At 70.0% G+C, this 16,319-nt stretch carries 13 protein-coding genes and 1 pseudogene; 8 read left to right on the top strand and 6 right to left on the bottom strand.

What is annotated here, in order from left to right:
* Positions 1 to 29: 29 nt before the first annotated feature.
* Positions 30 to 1,262, bottom strand: coding sequence for a glucose-1-phosphate adenylyltransferase (gene glgC / locus PVK37_RS16265; protein ID WP_275034863.1), 1,233 nt, complete (start codon positions 1,260 to 1,262; stop codon positions 30 to 32).
* A 96-nt stretch (positions 1,263 to 1,358) separates the two neighbouring features.
* Between glgC and glgA the strand changes: the two genes are divergently transcribed.
* Positions 1,359 to 2,561, top strand: a complete 1,203-nt coding sequence (gene glgA, locus PVK37_RS16260) for a glycogen synthase (protein WP_275034861.1) — start codon at positions 1,359 to 1,361, stop codon at positions 2,559 to 2,561.
* A gap of 32 nt (positions 2,562 to 2,593) precedes the next feature.
* Here glgA and PVK37_RS16255 read toward each other — a convergent pair whose 3' ends face one another.
* The 4 genes and pseudogenes from PVK37_RS16255 to PVK37_RS16240 all read right to left on the bottom strand — a co-directional run bounded on the left by PVK37_RS16255 (position 2,594) and on the right by PVK37_RS16240 (position 7,488).
* Positions 2,594 to 5,872: an NACHT domain-containing protein gene (locus PVK37_RS16255; RefSeq protein ID WP_275034859.1), complete on the bottom strand. Its 3,279-nt coding sequence runs from the start codon at positions 5,870 to 5,872 to the stop codon at positions 2,594 to 2,596.
* Between the two features lie 183 nt (positions 5,873 to 6,055).
* Entirely contained in the window at positions 6,056 to 6,877 is an 822-nt protein-coding gene (locus PVK37_RS16250; protein WP_275034857.1) for a hypothetical protein, read from the bottom strand.
* 235 nt (positions 6,878 to 7,112) lie between these two features.
* A pseudogene (locus PVK37_RS16245) lies at positions 7,113 to 7,193 on the bottom strand (hypothetical protein); the annotation flags it as partial.
* 70 nt (positions 7,194 to 7,263) lie between these two features.
* Entirely contained in the window at positions 7,264 to 7,488 is a 225-nt protein-coding gene (locus PVK37_RS16240) for a hypothetical protein (protein ID WP_275034856.1), read from the bottom strand.
* A 195-nt stretch (positions 7,489 to 7,683) separates the two neighbouring features.
* Here PVK37_RS16240 and PVK37_RS16235 point away from each other — a divergent pair, with 195 nt between their 5' ends.
* Together PVK37_RS16235 and PVK37_RS16230 are read left to right on the top strand one after the other, a co-directional pair.
* Positions 7,684 to 7,911 (top strand): winged helix-turn-helix domain-containing protein, encoded by a 228-nt coding sequence (locus tag PVK37_RS16235; protein ID WP_275034855.1) that lies wholly within the window; start codon positions 7,684 to 7,686, stop codon positions 7,909 to 7,911.
* Between the two features lie 74 nt (positions 7,912 to 7,985).
* Positions 7,986 to 8,534: a hypothetical protein gene (locus tag PVK37_RS16230; RefSeq protein WP_275034854.1), complete on the top strand. Its 549-nt coding sequence runs from the start codon at positions 7,986 to 7,988 to the stop codon at positions 8,532 to 8,534.
* A 17-nt stretch (positions 8,535 to 8,551) separates the two neighbouring features.
* On the opposite strand, the gene PVK37_RS16225 is transcribed toward PVK37_RS16230, so the two are convergent.
* Entirely contained in the window at positions 8,552 to 8,737 is a 186-nt protein-coding gene (locus PVK37_RS16225) for a hypothetical protein (RefSeq protein ID WP_275034852.1), read from the bottom strand.
* Between the two features lie 80 nt (positions 8,738 to 8,817).
* Here PVK37_RS16225 and PVK37_RS16220 point away from each other — a divergent pair, with 80 nt between their 5' ends.
* From PVK37_RS16220 to PVK37_RS16200, 5 genes are all read left to right on the top strand, one after another.
* Complete coding sequence (locus tag PVK37_RS16220; RefSeq protein ID WP_275034850.1) at positions 8,818 to 10,911, top strand: alpha-1,4-glucan--maltose-1-phosphate maltosyltransferase; 2,094 nt, start codon at positions 8,818 to 8,820, stop codon at positions 10,909 to 10,911.
* The gene (glgB, locus tag PVK37_RS16215; RefSeq protein WP_275034848.1) at positions 10,899 to 13,001 is read left to right on the top strand and encodes a 1,4-alpha-glucan branching protein GlgB; all 2,103 of its coding nucleotides are present in this window, start codon (positions 10,899 to 10,901) and stop codon (positions 12,999 to 13,001) included. The genes PVK37_RS16220 and glgB overlap by 13 nt, the downstream gene beginning before the upstream one ends.
* 701 nt (positions 13,002 to 13,702) lie before the next feature.
* Positions 13,703 to 14,728, top strand: a complete 1,026-nt coding sequence (locus PVK37_RS16210; protein ID WP_275034847.1) for an AraC-like ligand-binding domain-containing protein — start codon at positions 13,703 to 13,705, stop codon at positions 14,726 to 14,728.
* 111 nt (positions 14,729 to 14,839) lie between these two features.
* Entirely contained in the window at positions 14,840 to 15,325 is a 486-nt protein-coding gene (locus PVK37_RS16205) for a peptidase inhibitor family I36 protein (RefSeq protein ID WP_275034845.1), read from the top strand.
* Positions 15,325 to 16,308: a hypothetical protein gene (locus PVK37_RS16200; protein WP_275034844.1), complete on the top strand. Its 984-nt coding sequence runs from the start codon at positions 15,325 to 15,327 to the stop codon at positions 16,306 to 16,308. Before PVK37_RS16205 ends, PVK37_RS16200 begins: the two co-directional genes overlap by 1 nt.
* The last annotated feature ends 11 nt before the right edge of the window (positions 16,309 to 16,319 follow it).

The following is a 16,319-nucleotide window of genomic DNA, read 5'->3' as shown; positions in this document are numbered from 1 at the left end:
TGCTCCGGCGGACGGCGGACGGCGGCGCGTCAGACCTCGACCCGCTGCCCCTTGCCGATCACCACGATGCCGTTGTCGGAGACGGTGTACCGCTGGCGGTCCTTCTCCAGGTCGACGCCGATCTCGGCGCCCTCCGGGACGTACACGTTCTTGTCCAGGATGGCCCGGCGCACCACCGCGTGCCGGCCGATCTCGACACCCTCCATCAGCACCGCGCCGTCCACGTGCGCCCAGGAGTGCACCTTCACCTTCGGCGACACGATCGAGTTCTCCACCAGCGAGCCGGAGATCACCGCCCCGGGTGACACCATCGAGGCGACCGCCCGGCCGACCCGCTCCCCCCACTGGTGGACGAACTTCGCCGGCGGGTACGTGAGCTGCCCGGTGTAGATCGGCCACTCGAAGTTGTACAGGTTGAACACCGGATGCACGTTGATCAGGTCCATGTGGGCGTCGAAGAACGAGTCCAGCGTCCCCACGTCGCGCCAGTAGCCACGGTCCCGGTCGGTGCTGCCGGGCACATCGTTGTCGCGGAAGTCGTAGACGTTCGCCTCGCCCCGCTCGACCAGCATCGGAATGATGCTGCCGCCCATGTCGTGCTTGCTGGTCTTGTCCTCCGCGTCGCCCTCCAACGCCTCGATCAGCGCCTTCGTGGTGAAGACGTAGTTGCCCATCGAGGCGTAGATCTGGTCCGGGGCGTCGGGCAGGCCGACCGCGTCGGTGGGCTTCTCCCGGAACGCGCGGATCCGCTGGCCGTCCTCGCCCACCTCGATCACGCCGAACTGGTCGGCCATCGCCAGCGGCTGCCGGATGCCGGCGACGGTCACCGCCGCCCCGGAGGCGATGTGCGCGTCCACCATCTGCCGGGGGTCCATCCGGTAGATGTGGTCGGCACCGAAGACCAGGACGTAGTCCGGCTGCTCGTCGTAGATCAGGTTGAAGCTCTGGTAGATCGCGTCGGCCGAGCCGGCGAACCACCACGGCCCGCGACGCTGCTGCGCCGGCACCGGGGTGACGTAGTTGCCGAGCAGGGTCGACATCCGCCAGGTCTTGGTGATGTGCCGGTCCAGTGAGTGGGACTTGTACTGGGTCAGCACCACGATCTTCAGGAACCCGGCGTTCGCCAGGTTCGACAGCACGAAGTCCACCATCCGGTACATCCCGCCGAACGGCACGGCGGGCTTCGCCCGGTCGGTGGTGAGCGGCATCAGGCGCTTGCCCTCCCCGCCGGCCAGGACGATCGCGAGCACCTTGTCAGCCATGTGAAGACGCTAACCAGCCGCGTGCGACTTCACCACTCGTACGGTCGGGTTTCTCTGTCGGGTGCGGGGACGTGCGGTGCACTAGGGTGCGGGGTCATGAGCCACTCCGCCCCGCTGCGCGTCGACCTGCTCACCCGGGAGTACCCGCCGGAGGTGTACGGGGGTGCCGGGGTGCACGTCGAGTACCTGGCCCGGGAGCTGCGCCGGCTCGCCGACGTACGGGTGCACTGCTTCGGCGCGCCGCGCACCGAGCCGGGCGTCACCGCGTACCCGGAGCCGGCCGAACTGGCCGGGGCGAACGCCGCGCTGCGCACCATGGGCGTCGACCTGGCGATGGCCGCCGGCTGCGCCGGCACCGACGTGGTGCACAGCCACACCTGGTACGCCAACCTGGCCGGGCACACCGCGAAGCTGCTGCACGGGGTGCCGCACGTGGTGACCGTGCACAGCCTGGAGCCGCTGCGGCCGTGGAAGGCCGAGCAGCTCGGCGGCGGGTACGCGCTCTCCTCCTGGTGCGAGCGGACCGCCATCGAGGCCGCCGACGCGGTGATCGCGGTCAGCGCCGGCATGATGCGGGACGTGCTGGCCGCCTACCCGGCGGTGGACCCGGCGAAGGTCCGGGTGGTGCACAACGGCATCGACACCGTCCAGTACGCCCCCGACCACGGCACCGACGTGCTGGCCCGGCTCGGCATCGACCCGGACCGCCCCAGCGTGGTCTACGTCGGCCGGATCACCCGGCAGAAGGGCCTGCCGTACCTGCTCCGGGCCGCGCACTCCCTCCCGGCGGACACCCAACTCGTGCTGCTGGCCGGCGCGCCGGACACCCCGGAGATCGCCGCCGAGGTGGAAGGGCTCGTCGACGAGCTGCGGGCCACCCGCTCCGGCGTGGTCTGGGTGGCCGAGATGCTGCCCAAACCCGACGTGATCCAGGTCCTCACGCACGCCACCGTCTTCGTCTGCCCGTCGGTGTACGAGCCGATGGGCATCGTCAACCTGGAGGCGATGGCCTGCGAGACGGCGGTGGTGGCGACCGCCACCGGCGGCATCCCCGAGGTGGTCGCCGACGGCGAGACCGGCCTGCTGGTCCCGATCGAGCAGGCCACCGACGGCTCCGGCACCCCACTCGACCCGAACCGCTTCGTCGCCGACCTGGCAACCGCGATCAACACCCTCCTGGCCGACCCGACCCGGGTGGCCGAGTTCGGCAGCGCCGGCCGCCGCCGCGCCATCGACCACTTCTCCTGGACCGCCATCGCCGACCAGACCGTGCAGGTGTACCGCTCGCTGCTGACATAGTCCCGTTCAGCAGACGTGGCGGGCGGCGACGATCAGCGCCACACCTCAACCACAGGAAGCCCGCCATCATCTTCGCCTTCTCCTACCAGCAGGACGGGATCCTCACCGCTCTTCGCAGCGATCTTCGGGAAGGCCACACCGGTGACTTCGACAATCTTCTCCGAGGTGAGCGGGTCACTGGCTTCTTCTTCGCAATCATCAGAACGAGGGAAACGAACCGTTCCTTTGGAGCTTCCAGTCACCAGGGTGCTCGAGTCATCCTTGTAGGATACTGCGGTAAGGTCGTCGCTCCGGCAGCCCGTCAGAATCCTCGACAGTTCCGATCCAGAGTAGATGTTGATTCTGAAAGAACTGCCACCCCCGCCTTTCACCAGGGCAGCGAACTCTTTCGTCGTTCCACCGGGCTTGAACGCGAAGGGCCCCAGCCGTTCATGGCGGCCAAGCCTCTCAACGATCTTCTCGAACTCCGCCTCGGTCGGGTTTTCTGGATCCAGTACGGGCACCCCATCCAGAGGATCCGGCATTGGTCTTTCGAACGTTTCATCAATCCGCAGCGTACGGATAGGCACACCGGGCTCGGACACGTTGCCGAAGATCGCGGCGAGTTCTTCACCCACGTAAGCAAGGCCGCCGTACACAAGGCCACTCGCATCCCCATTACTCACCTCACGTGGGCCTTTGCCCGAAGCCGCGATGAAGTACTCGTACACCCCGAAAGGGCCAGCCAGCGCAACCTTCTCATTGTCCCCAGAGACAGCGAGCGCCACGGCCCGAGGAAACACACGGACATGTCTGTACGTGCTCGTACCCTTCTCCGGTTCGATATCCCAGATGTCCAGCAGGCCCTCACGGTATCGCACCAGGACCGTGCCGTCCCGACTCAACACCACGCGCCGCCAACCAATCGAGTCTGTTGGGAGGCTTCCGTTAAGCCGAAGCCCCTGCTCGGTCGGTGCCGCCAGGGGTATGTGCATGGGCTTCAATGGTCGATCGAGAACGACGGGGGCGAGTGCGATCAGGACAGCAACGGCAGTGCCGGCGGGCAGCAATGCCCGCCGCCGTCGGTCCCGCAGAGGCGGGGACTCCCGCGTCTGCGTGGATGGCGACTCGACCGGTGGCCTGCTGGCCAGCCGGTGTTGCAATCCGATGTGGTGGAACTGCCACATGCCACCGGACTCACGCAGCAGGTTACGGTCCCGCGCCTCGGCCAGAAATGCGGGCAGTCGCCATGGCTGCCTACCGCGTACGGCCAAGTACGCGCGAACCAGGAGGAAACGGGGCCAGGCCCGGGTCAGCAGCACCAAAGCACCGATCGAGAGGCCGAAACCGACCACAAAAGTCACGGCGACAGGCCCGTTCAGGCCCAGGTCGACTTCGAAGGGCAAGACCCCGTCAGGTCGGGGTTGGCGGGTTGCGGGCGCGACCTTGTGGCCCAACCGGTCGCCGAGCGCAGCACCCAACAGCATCATCGGTACAACGGCGACCATCACCGACACCGCAGCCGCAGCCGCTCCAGCCAACGCTGAGCGGCGATCGTGCCGGAGGAAGGCACCCGGGCTGGGCAGGCTGGACCGCTCCGAGGGAGCACTTAACCGGGCATCGGCGGCCAGCCCGATCCCCAGCACGCAGCCCATGGCCGCAGCCACCACCCCGATCGCGACAGCGTTTCTGACAAACGCGTATTTCAGTTCATGGATCACTGGCTGGGCCGCCGTCGCAGCAAGTAGAGCGGCCATCACCGGCATCATCACGATCGCGAAGCCAACGAACAGGCCACGCCTCACCCGAGGCCACGCCCCGACTGGTGCCCACACCAAACGGCCGGGAATACGGGCAGGGACCGCATACCAGGTCAAGGTTGACATAATGGCGAACAAACCGCCGAAAGCCAGCGAAGTCGCCAACAGCTCCTGCTTGTCTTCGGTGTACACGTCCGGAAACCACCACGTGACCGTCATCACCACCATGGCCAGTAGCAAACCGAACATGATGCCGACAGCCGGTACAGCCAGACGGGGCATCAACCGCTCGCTCATCCGCCACCAGGCCAGGTCACGCTCCTGGTGCTGGTGCAGGTACCTCGCCAGGAAGGTGAGCCATCGGGCAGCCTGCTGAGGGTCGTACCGTCCGGCAGGCGAGTCGGCGAACCTGGCCGCGACCACGTTGTCGAACAGATGGTTCTCCACCGTGTGCCGGGTCTTGTGGACGGCCGAGTCGAACAGTTCCTCGGGATGGCTGTCCGCCCGGCCGTACTCGGCAACCAGCAACGAAACCATGAGCGGGGTCGACAGGGCCTCTGCGAGCGGGCCGGCTGACCGCTCACGAAGTTCCTCGAAGATCCGCTGCCAGCCCTCGCGATCCGGATCATCGATCACGTGATGTAGATACCGGATGGTCTCCGCAGCCTGCATCCGCTTCATGCGAACCACCGGTGAGCGGAGCAGGACCGGTGCCCCACCGCGAATGGCGCGCTCGTACTCGTTGGCACGGCAGGTGACCACGATCGGTCTGGAGACTCCGATGGCACCGTTGATGCGATCGACCGCTTCGCGGCGGGACGGCTCCGGTACCTCGTCCAGGCCGTCGACCACGGGCAGTAGCAGCCGCGAATCGAGCAGCATGCGGGGTATGCGGGTGTCACCGTTGTAGTGCGAAAGGGCGACGGCGTTGACAACCCAGTCGTCGAACGACTCAAGGACCGGATCCCAGGAAGATGCTGCCAAAAGCACCGGTACCGGGTCCTCCTGGCTCGGCGGCGGTGACTCCGCGTCGCGGAACCGTCGGTTCAGCAGGCCCACCGTCAGGAGGATCGCCATCACGGTCTTGCCCGCACCGGGCTCCCCCAGCACCACCAGCCGACGATTGGTCACCCGCCGGTACTCCTCGGCGATCTCGTCGCTCGCGCTGGCGAAGTCACCGTCCAGCCGGCCCTGTTTGCGCCGCCGCCACGGATGGTCAGGCTGATCCGGGTCGGTGAACTGCGCGCTCTCAATCGTCCAGGTCACCGGCAGGATAAAGCCCTCGGTGTGGACGGACCGGGCGGCGACTTCTCTGATCCACTGGTCTCGCACGTCGACGGCCAGCGCGGCGGCAGCCGCGACGCGGTCCACCGGCGGCTGCTGGGCAGGCCACGCCTGCGTGATCGCGATCACCAGAGCCGCAACCGCGATCAGCAGCCCGGCAACGGTCGCGACCTCAGTCGCCCTTCCCAAGCCGGCCCCGAAGGCCCAGACGAGGAAGCCGACACTGCCGACCACAAGACAGCTCAGCAGAGCGGTACGCCAATACCGGGTTCGGGAAGTGACCACCACCTCACGATTATCAGGACGACACAAGTAGCGGACCAGCCCGCAACATTCGGATTGCGGATGATGACCAAGTCGTTACCTGGTCTCTGTCGCAATTCAAGATCGATTGTGCGACCCGCGACCAGACCCATGGGAATCCCGCAGCCAGATTCCCGAATCAGCTTCGGACAAGGTGCCGCACCGATTTCATCTTGAACGAGGCGGACGGTGGGAGGAGATGGTCAGGCGGGTGAAGGCAGGCGGGGCGGCCGGGGACCGGGAGACGGTGGCGACCAGGGTCCGGACCGGTGGACGGTCGTGCACCTCCCCCGGGGCGGTACGTTCCGCGAGCAGCAGCGCCCGGCCGGCTGGGAACATGTCGTCGACCCGGGCGTACGCACGGGCCACGTCGACCAGGTACGCGGCCCGGTGCTCGGGCGGCAGCCACCGCCACCGCTCGCCGGCGATCAGCTGCTCGTGCCGTACCGCCGCCGCCGCGACATCCCCGAGGGCCGCCTCGGCCACCACCCGGGCGGCCCCGACCGCCGCCGGACCGAACCCGCCGTCACCGGCCCCGGACTCCCGGGGGAGCTCGGCGGCCTGGTCCAGCAACGTGCGTACACCGTCCTCGTCGCCGCGTTCGGCGGCGGCGAGGGCGGCCTGGATCAGCAGCGTCCCGAGCAGGGCAGCGCCGGCCGGGCCGGCAGGCCCGCCATCGGCTGCCGCCGGCATGAGCCGGTGGGCGGCGACGAGCGCGGTCTCCAACGCGTAGCGGGGCCGGTCGTCGCACCGCAGGGCCTGGGCCAGCGGCACGGTGGCGGCGGCGACCGTCGTCGGGTCGTTCGTGGCCATCGCGACGGCCATCCCCCGGTCGGCGGCCAACCAGGCCAGTGATCCCTGGCCGACCTTGACCAGCACCAGGGCGGCCAGCCCGTACAGCGGGACCAGCAACGTCTCGGCCACCCGACCGGGGCGGGCGGCCCGCGCGGCGTGGACAGCATCGAGCAGGCCGGGCAGCAACGCGAGCAACTGCGGGTACCGGGCGTGCCGGTACGTCTGCCGGGCGTGGTCCAGCCGGGACCGCCAACCCGGCCAGGTCGGGCGGCCGGGCCGCGGCCTCCACGTGGTACCGGGTCAGGGCGGCCCGTACCCGCTCCACCCCGTCGCCCACGGGGTCCGGTCGCCCACCCGGCCGGTCGGGCAGCAGGACGTCCAGGTCGATCCGGAGCGCGTCGGCGACCTCGCGGAGACTGGACACCCGTTCCAGCCGGCGCGCGCCACGTTCGACCTTGTCCACCCAGCTCTTCGACTTGCCGAGCCGGTCGGCGAACTGCTGCTGGGTCATGTTCCGACGGACCCGCCACTGGGCGACCCGACGACCCACCGGCAGCTCGTTCACCGCCGCCCCCGCCAGCTCACCGGAGCACCCCGATCACCAGCAGCACCAGGACGAGCAGCGCGACCGTCAGGCCGTAGGCGTACTGCCGCCCGGTCAGCGGGGCACGCTGCGGGTGGTCGGCTCGGGCCGCGTGCTCGTGCGGGGCCGGGGTGGGCACCCGGTCGCCGTCGGGATGCGGCGGTCTGGCCCCGGGCACCGGGTACGCCCTGGGCGGCGGCCCGTCGTGGGGACGTTCACGCATCTGTGCCTCCTCGAAGCCGGCGGGAGGGCGGGGTGGCACGGGGAAGAACCACCCCGCCCCGGGGGTCGAGGACTCCGCTGCTGACGAGAGGCCCTCACCCACAAAGTAGAGTGCACTGCATACACAGTCAACACAACACACACAGCATGTTGTGTTCGTGGCATGCTCGAAGGGCTGACGAGAGGCGGCCTTGCCATGCCCAGACAACCCGTGTACGAGCAGATCATCTCCGACGTGATCGCGTCGATACAGTCCGGCACGCTGCACCCCGGCGACAAGCTGCCCTCCATCGCCGAACTGTGCGAGCAGTACCGGGCCAGCCCTACCCCCATCAGGTTCGCTCTGCGGATCCTCGACGAGCGGGGGTGGATCGAGGTGCACCAGGGCAAGGGGTCGTTCGTGGCCGCGAAACCGCCCGCCTAGCCTGCCCGAAAGTCACGCTCGTGTTGAGTACGACGACTCACGCGGCGGCGTAGGGCGGTCAATACGGTGGGCCCATGACTTCGAGGACCTCGTCCGACCGTCCGGACCGTGATCCGCGCCCCCGTACGTCCCGGCGACGGCGGTGGCTGATCGGCCTGGTCGCGGTCGCCGCCGTCGGGGTGACGACGGCGGCGACGGCCGCCGCGTACGTCGTGACGCACGACGGCAACCAACCGCCACCGGCGGGCGTGCACACGGTGGAGGTCTACACGGTGGACGACGAGATCAGCACGGTGATCGCCCCGGCGCAGCGGCCCGGCGTCGTCGGCCGGTTCATCGGGATGTGCGACGCCGACACGTACTACGTCGAGGTGAACGGCGTCGGATCGTGCGTGGTGCTGAACGGCTCCCTCGGCACGGTCCGGGTGACCAGCACCGGGCACGGCGTCGAGCTGGACGCCACCCAGGCCGCCACGGTCCGGGACATCGTGCGACGCGAGAGCGGGCACGGTTCCACCCCCACCTCCCGGGTGGTGCTCGGCTACGACGGCGGCTGGGCGGGCATGGTCGAGGTCGCCGACCTGGACGCCGGTGGACCGGTGACCGGAAGCCTCATCGGCTGAGCGGGCCCGGAGCCGGGTCACTCGCCACGCAGCAGTTCCATCAGCTCGTCGGTGGACAGGTGCGCGGTCTCCTGCGCGCTGGCCCGCCCCCGCATGTGGCGGACGAGGCGCTGCCCTGGGGTCTCGGCGCTCTGCACCCGGACGATACGGAGCATCCTGCCGTCGTCGACCACGTCCACCCCGCCCTCCGTCTCAGGGGACACCAACGACATGGGACACAGAATGGTGATGCCGGTCCTCACTCGCCCGCGCGCGAAGCGATCTCGCGCAGTAGGTTGACGGGGTGACTGGACGGTTCCCGATCGAAGACATCACCCCCTCGGTGGCCTGCGGTCGCTACCCCGCCAAGGCGGTCGTCGGCGAGGTCGTGCCGGTGTCCGCCCGCGCGTACCGGGAGGGGCACGACGCGCTGGGCTGCACGGTCGTCTGGCGCGGCCCGGACGGGCGGGACCGCCCACCGGTCCGGATGCGGCCCGGCGAGCCCGGCCAGGACCGTTGGCACGCCACCATCCGTCCGGACGCGGTGGGCCGCTGGACGTTCACCGTCGAGGCGTTCGCCGACCCGTACCTGACCTGGCAGAACGCCGTCACCAAGAAGATCGCCGCTGGGCAGGGCGCGGCCGAGCTGGCGAACGACCTGGCCGAGGGGGCGCGGGTGCTGGACGCCGCCGTCGGCACGGTGCCGTCCGCCGACCGCGAGCGGGTGCGCGGCGCGGCAGAGACCCTGCGGGACGGGACGCTGCCGGTTCCGCGTCGGGTGGCCCCGGCTTTGGAGCTGGTCGAGCTGCTCTGGGCCCATCCGGTCCGCGAGCTGGTCACCGCCGCCGACGAGTACCCGCTCTGGGTGGACCGGCCCCGGGCGCTCTTCTCCGCCTGGTACGAGTTCTTCCCGCGCTCGGAGGGGGCGGTGCCGGCGACGGTCGACGCGCCCGCGCAGTCGGGCACCTTCGTCACCGCCATGAACCGGCTGCCCGGGGTGGCGGCGATGGGCTTCGACGTGCTGTACCTGCCGCCGATCCATCCGATCGGCCGGGTCAACCGCAAGGGCCGCAACAACACCCTGGTCGCCGGGCCGGACGACGTGGGTTCGCCGTGGGCGATCGGCGCGGCCGAGGGCGGCCACGACGCCATCCACCCCGACCTGGGTACGGCGGAGGACTTCCGGGACTTCGTCGCCGCCGCCGCCGACGTCGGCCTGGAGGTGGCGATGGACCTGGCGTTGCAGTGCGCGCCGGACCACCCGTGGGTCACCGAGCACCCGGAGTGGTTCACCACCCGCGCCGACGGCACCATCGCGTACGCGGAGAACCCGCCGAAGAAGTACCAGGACATCTACCCGCTGAACTTCGACAACGACCCGGAGGGCATCCGGGCCGAGATCCTGCGGGTGGTGCTGCACTGGGTCGGCGAGGGCGTGAAGGTCTTCCGGGTCGACAACCCGCACACCAAGCCGGTCGACTTCTGGCACTGGCTGATCGGCGAGGTCAAGAAGGTCGACCCGGACGTGCTGTTCCTGGCCGAGGCGTTCACCCGGCCGGCGATGATGCACGGGCTCGGCAAGATCGGCTTCACCCAGTCGTACACGTACTTCACCTGGCGGACCACGCCCGCCGAGATGCGCGAGTACTGCGAAGAGCTGGTCGCCTCGGTGGACTGGATGCGGCCGAACTTCTGGCCGAACACCCCGGACATCCTGCACGAGACGTTGCAGCACGGCGGGCCGCCGATGTTCAAGATCCGGGCGGTGCTGGCGAGTCTGCTCTCCCCGTCCTGGGGCATGTACGCCGGGTACGAACTCTTCGAGCACGAGGCCCGCCCCGGCGCGGAGGAGTACCTGGACAACGAGAAGTTCGAGCTGCGGCCCCGGGACTGGGCCGGCGCGCAGGCGCAGGGCCGGTCCCTCGCCCCGTTCATCGCCACCCTGAACCGGGTCCGGCGGGAGCATCCGGCCCTGCACCAGCTCCGCAACCTGGTCTTCCACGAGATGGACAACCCGGCGTTGCTGTGCTGGTCCAAACGGGACGCCGACACCGGGGACACCGTGCTGGTGGTCTGCTCCTTCGACTCGCGGACCGTGCAGTGGGGCAACACCACGCTGGACATGCCCGCGCTCGGTTTCGACTGGCACGAGCGGTTCACCGTGCACGACGAGTTGACCGGCACCAGCTACGAGTGGGGGCAGCGCAACGCCGTTCGGCTGGACCCGTATCTTCAGCCCGCACACGTGTTCACGGTGCGGCGTCCCACGCCCGCCGAGCCACCGACGCCCGTCCCGGCCGTACCGACCGAGCTGACCGTCGAGGCGGTACCGGACGACCTCTCCGGCGGTACCGCCCCGGTCGCTCCCGCTGACAAGGATGTGGAATGGACCAGTTGATCGCCGGTGTGGCGCACGACCCGCACGCCCTGCTGGGGGCGCACCCCGCCGACGGCCGCACCACCATCCGGACCCTGCGCCGGGGCGCGGGACAGGTGACCCTGCTGGTCGACGGGAGCCGGCACGAGACCCGCCGGGTGCACGACGCGGGCGTCTTCGAGGCCGTCGTCCCGGGCACCGTCACCGACTACCGGGTCGAGGTGGACGGGACGGTGCACGACGACCCGTACCGGCATCTCCCCACCCTCGGTGAGCTGGACCTGCACCTGATCGGCGAGGGCCGCCACGAGCGGCTCTGGGAGGCGCTCGGCGCACGGGTACACGGCGACGGGGTGGCGTTCGCGGTGTGGGCGCCCAACGCCCAGGGCGTCCGGGTGGTCGGCGAGTTCACCGGCTGGGGCCCGGACGACGGCTGGCCGATGCGTTCACTCGGGTCCAGCGGCGTGTGGGAGCTGTACGTGCCGGGCGTCACCGTCGGGCAGCGGTACAAGTACCGCATCCTCGGCGCGGACGGGCACTGGCGGGACAAGGCCGACCCGATGGCCGCGTACGCGGAGGTGCCGCCGGCCACCGCGTCGGTGGTGCACCGCTCCACGTACCAGTGGGGGGACGCCGACTGGTTGGCGCGGCGGGCGAAGCGGCAGCCGCACCAGGAACCGATGAGCGTGTACGAGGTGCACCTCGGCTCGTGGCGGCCCGGCCTCGGCTACCGGGAACTGGCCGAGCAGTTGACCGCGTACGTGACCGACCTGGGTTTCACGCACGTGGAGTTCCTGCCGGTGATGGAGCACCCGTTCGGCGGGTCGTGGGGTTACCAGGTCACCGGGTACTACGCGCCGACCTCCCGGTTCGGTGACCCGGACGCGTTCCGGCACCTGGTCGACACCCTGCACGCCGCCGGGATCGGGGTCATCCTGGACTGGGTGCCGGCGCACTTCCCGAAGGACGAGTGGGCCCTCGCGCGCTTCGACGGCACCCCGCTGTACGAGCACCCCGACCCACGCCGGGGCGAACACCCCGACTGGGGCACGTACGTGTTCGACTTCGGTCGCCGGGAGGTACGCAACTTCCTGGTCGCCAACGCGCTGTACTGGCTGGACGAGTTCCACGTGGACGGCCTGCGGGTGGACGCGGTGGCGTCCATGCTCTACCTGGACTACTCCCGGGGTGAGGGGCAGTGGGCCCCGAACCAGTACGGCGGCCGGGAGAACCTGGAGGCGATCGCCTTCATGCAGGAGGTCAACGCCACCGTCTACAAGCACCACGCCGGGGTGGTGATGATCGCCGAGGAGTCCACCGCCTGGCCGGGCGTGACCCGGGCGACCAGCGGCGGCGGGCTCGGGTACGGCTTCAAGTGGAACATGGGCTGGATGCACGACACCCTGCTCTACACCTCGAAGGACCCGGTCTACCGGCAGCACCACCACCATCAGCTCACCTTCTCGCTGGCGTACGCGTGGAGCGAGAACTACGTGCTGCCGATCAGCCACGACGAGGTGGTGCACGGCAAGGGTTCGCTGGTCGCCAAGATGCCCGGCGACACCTGGCAGAAGCTGGCGAACGTGCGGGCGCTGCTGGCGTACATGTGGGCGCACCCGGGCAAGCAGTTGCTGTTCATGGGCTGCGAGCTGGGCGACGAGCGGGAGTGGAGCGAGGAACGCGGCCTCGACTGGTACCTGCTGCACGACCCGGCGCGGGCCGGCGTGCAACGGCTGGTCAAGGACCTGAACGCGGTCTACCGGGCCACCCCGGCGCTGTGGGCGCAGGACACCGACCCGGCCGGCTTCCGCTGGATCGCCGGGGACGACGTCGCCAACAACACCGCGTCGTTCGTGCGGATCGCCCCGGACGGCTCGACCCTGGTGTGCGTGGTGAACTTCTCGGCCCGCCCGCTGCCCGACTACCGGATCGGCCTACCGGCCGGCGGCACCTGGACGGAGATCATCAACACCGACGCGCACCACTACGGCGGGTCGGGGGTGGGCAACCTGGGCCAGGTGCACGCGGAGAGCGTCCCGTGGCACGGCTTCCCCGCCTCGGCCGCCCTCCAGGTCCCCCCGCTCGGCACCCTCTGGCTCCGCCCCGCCTGACTCCCGTCTCCGTGGATCGTGGTGTCGAACGGTGCCCGCTCGACACCACGATCTCGCCTCGCCGGCCGGACCTGCAGGCCGCAGCCATGACAGGTTGCGGGAGCCCGGTTTGCGGCCTGGGCTCTCGCAGCACCAGCGAAACGATCAATCAGGAAGATTGACTAGAGACACCACAACCAGTGCCAGCCCCATGACGAGAGCCACCGCCGGGAAGAACCGACTTTTCCCGATGGCAATCGACGGTTTGAAAAGCCCGAGGACGGCCACCGCGATGATGAGTCCTCCCCATATCAGTGCAAGACCCGGCTCGGGGTCCGGCCTGAGCCCCGCCGCAAGCAAAGGCCGATAGCTCACTTTTCGGCCTCACGTTGCGTTACCGACACACGTGGCCCCACCGAACAAGCCGCACACATCCCTGCACTCCATTCGCCCTGAGCATGGCTGGGACGTGGAGGTGACAACCACGGTGACGTTGCTCCCAAGCCCGCCGGAGCCGAGACGCCACTACGACCGAAGCCAAAGCCGACCAGAGCTTACCGCGACCCAAACGACCAACAGACGAGTCCGCCCGGTAGCGGAGACCTGCCGGTCGACGTGAGCGGCGACCCGGACGGCACGGACCGGCTTGTCGGCTATCGGACTTCCCGTCTTCTGTCGCATTCAAGGCAATGATCCTGAAAGCCCGGCTTTACCCTCAGCTAATGGTGTTCGTGGATCTCACCAGCCAGGATCTACCCGCTGCGGAGCGTTTCGACTGGTGGCGCGAATGGACCCGGCAGTCGATGATGCCCACGGTGATCGACCGGGACGGCGATCACCACGGCTTCCACGCCCGGTGCCGGATGATCGACCTCGGCCCGGTCGAGGTGATCCAGCACGAGTTCCAGTCGATCAGGTACCACCGCGACCGGCGGCTGATCCAGCAGTCCGACCCGGAGACGCTCCACCTGGCGCTCAGCCTGCGCGGAAACCTCGGGGTGGCCGCCGACGGCCGGGAGAGCCTCGTCAGGGGCGACGACTTCGTCCTCTACGACAGTTCCCGGCCGCTGGTCGGCTGGGCCTCGGGAGACGACGGCGGATCGGGAGACGGCGACGTCATCCGCCACATCCTGATCAACATTCCCCGGCCGCGGCTGCCGCTACCGGCCCGGCAGATCGACCGGCTCGCCGTCACCCCGATGCCGGCCCGGCACGGCGTGGGACCGCTGCTCGCCGGCTACCTCACCACGCTGGTCCGGCACGCCGACCGGTACCGCCCCACCGACGCGCTCCGGTTGGCCACCGTCACCGTCGACCTGGTCACCGCGCTCTGCGCCCAGTACACCGACACCGAGGCCGCCGTACCGATCGACAGTCGGCACCGGGTGGTCCAGGCCCGGATCCACGACTTCCTCCAGCGACGGCTCGGTGACCCCGAACTCGGCCCCGGCATGATCGCCGCCGCCCACCACATCTCCCTGCGCCACCTGCACAAACTCTTCCACGACCAGGGCATGACCGTGGCCGGACGGATCCGGGAACTCCGGCTCGAACGCTGCCGCGCCGACCTCGCGGACCCACACCTGTCCGGGCGTCCCGTCCACGCGATCGCCCGCCGCTGGGGCTTCACCAACAGCGCCCATTTCAGTCGGCTCTTCCGTGCCACCTACGGCATGCCGCCGGGAGAGTACCGGGATCTCGCGTACCCGGCCGCCGTGCACGGGTCGGCAAGCACCCTGCGTCCGTAGTCAACGACAGTGGCCCGGCGGCCTTCCACACTCGAATCGTCAGCTCCGCCGAGGACCGTGCCAGACCGACGGACCGGTAGCGGCGGACCACCGAAGACGAATGGAGTGGTGATGATCCGGAGAGTGTCGAGGCTGGCCCTGCTGGTCAGCATGGTGGGCGTCCTGCTGGCCGGCGGTCTGGCCGGCCCGGCCGGCGCCGCGCCCCGGTCCGAGGTGTCCGCTGCCGTCCAGTCCGCCAGCGTGGACGAGCCGGTCGGGGTGCTGGCGAGCTGCGGCGCGGCCGGCTACGCCTGCTTCTGGGTCGGCGGCGGCTTCACCGGCACCCGCGGCCGGGTGGCGGGAAACAACCCGAACTACCGGTACCTGTCCAACAGCAGCGGCTGCACGAAGGCTCCGGGCACCTGGAACGACTGCATCAGCTCGATCCGCAACGACGGCACCCAGTGCACGGTCTACTTCTGGACGGACGCCGACTACCACGGCCGGTACCACAGCCTGAGCCGGGGCGACCAGGTCGGGAACTTCTCCGGCGCGCCCTACTACGACGCGGCCTTCAACGACGCGATCAGCTCCAACCACTGGTGCACCCCGAACTGATGACCCGCCGCCGGCCCTGGACAGCAGGTTTCCCGCTGGCCGTGGTGGTCGCCGGGCTGGTCGGTTGCGCGTCCGCGCAGCAGACCGGCCCGGTCGGCGTACCGTCGGCGTCGGCGGGCTCCCCCGCCGTATCCGTGGTGGACCTGGCGACCCGGTCGGGAAGCTGGCCGGCCACCCAGGACACACTCGAGGCCGCCGTCGAGGCCGCCACCCGGAAATGCCTGGCGGCGCAGGGATTCACCCCACCGCCGGCACCCCCTCCGGCCCAGCCGGTACCCGAGGACGAGGCTGCCAGCATCAAGCTGGCCGACCGGAGAGCCAACGGCTACGGGCTCGCCCCCGACCTGTCGGATGCCGGTGACGCACCGTCGACACTCGCGCCGTCGGACCCGTACCACGACCGGCTCTCGGCGACGGATCAGCGGCGCTACCGGGCCGCCCTGTTCGGCTCGTCGACGCTGGGTGTCCGGGTCGACCTCGGTGCCGGTCGGCACGTCGTGGTGCCGAAGCAGGGTTGCCTGGCGGAGAGCCGGCGCGCGCTCGCCGGTGACGTCACCACCTGGGCCCGGCTGACCTACCTGCCGCAGACCGTCGACGACCGGCTGGCAGACCGGGCGTCGACCGCACCCGGCTACCTGGCGGTCCTGGCGGAATGGCGGACGTGCATGGCCGGCAGGGGGCACCCCCACCCCACTCCCCGGGCGGCCCGCGACGCGATCAGGGCCGCCTACGACACCGTACGGGCGGGTGACCGCGCCGAGCTGCGGCGACGGGAGATCGCCGTCGCGGTGGCCGACGGGGAATGCGCGACGCGGGTCCACCTACCGGCGGCGGAGCTGACCGCCCGCCGTGGGCTGGTCGCCACCCTGCCACCGGAGGAGAGACGGACACTGACCGCGCTGGTGGCGCGACGGGACGTCGCCATCGTCCGCGCGCGGGCCGTCCTCGCCGGCACGGGCCCGGCCACCGCCGCGCCCCGGTGACCGGCCCGCCG

It is taken from the genome of Micromonospora cathayae (assembly GCF_028993575.1).
Lineage (GTDB): Bacteria > Actinomycetota > Actinomycetes > Mycobacteriales > Micromonosporaceae > Micromonospora > Micromonospora cathayae.
Note: the sequence above shows the minus strand (reverse complement) of the source record. Positions and strands in the feature narration are given on the sequence as shown.